Source organism: Lentzea kristufekii (genome assembly GCF_033949925.1).
Taxonomy (GTDB): domain Bacteria; phylum Actinomycetota; class Actinomycetes; order Mycobacteriales; family Pseudonocardiaceae; genus Lentzea; species Lentzea kristufekii.
The window spans coordinates 1-800 of the sequence record NZ_JAXAVV010000086.1; the positions used below are offsets into that span (position 1 = coordinate 1).

Annotated in this window: 1 protein-coding gene; it reads left to right on the forward strand. The window is 70.6% G+C overall.

Annotation, left to right across the window (positions count from 1 at the left end; all coding sequences use genetic code 11):
- Nucleotides 1-12 precede the first annotated feature (12 nt).
- Nucleotides 13-800, forward strand: a 788-nt coding sequence (locus SK571_RS46175) for a GNAT family N-acetyltransferase (protein ID WP_319990435.1), incomplete at its 3' end; no start/stop codon positions are given.

The following is an 800-nucleotide window of genomic DNA, read 5'->3' on the forward strand; positions in this document are numbered from 1 at the left end:
AAGCTCCCGAGCATGATCGAGTCGACCGAAGTGCCGGAGTCCGTGGAACAGCTCACCGTGGGTTGGCGCGCCATGGTGCTGGATCAGAACCCGGACGCCGACGTGCGCGATCTCCCCGGTGTCGCGGTGAGGTGGGCGGACTGCAAGTTCCCCTTCTGGAACTGCGTGACGCTCACCGAGTCCGGCATCGAGGCCGACCTGCTCGCGCAGCGCTTCGCCGAGGCCGCGGACGTCATGCGGACGAAGCAGGAGTTCGGTTTCCTGTGGGTGTTCGAGGACCTGGCGGAGGGTGCCGACCTCGACGCGCTGGCCGACCGCGCCGGTCTCGCGTACGCGTTCCCCGGCACCGGGATGGCGGGCGACCTGCTGCCGATCCCCGAGCCCTCGCACGCGGAGCTGACCTTCGAGCGGGTGACGACCGACGAGCAGCTGCAGGCGTACGCGGACATCAACTCCCGCGCGTACGGCTTCGACCTCGAGGCCGGCCGTGACGGCATCGGCGGGTCGGCGCTGTGGAAGAGCGGGGTGCACGCATACCTGGGCCTCGAGGACGGCGTGCCGGTGACGTGCGCGGGAGCGGTCGAGACGGCCGGGCGGTTGTTCGTGGTGCTGGTCGCGACCGAGCCCGGTTCGGAGCGCCGGGGCTATGGCGAGGCGGTGACGCGCAAGGCGTTGTACGAGGCGTGGCGGGCGACCGGCATCACCCGCGCCACGCTGCACGCCACGGTCGCCGGTGCACCGGTCTACCCGCGGATCGGGTTCGAACCGAACTCGCCGATCAGGTTCTACGCGCTGAAGGG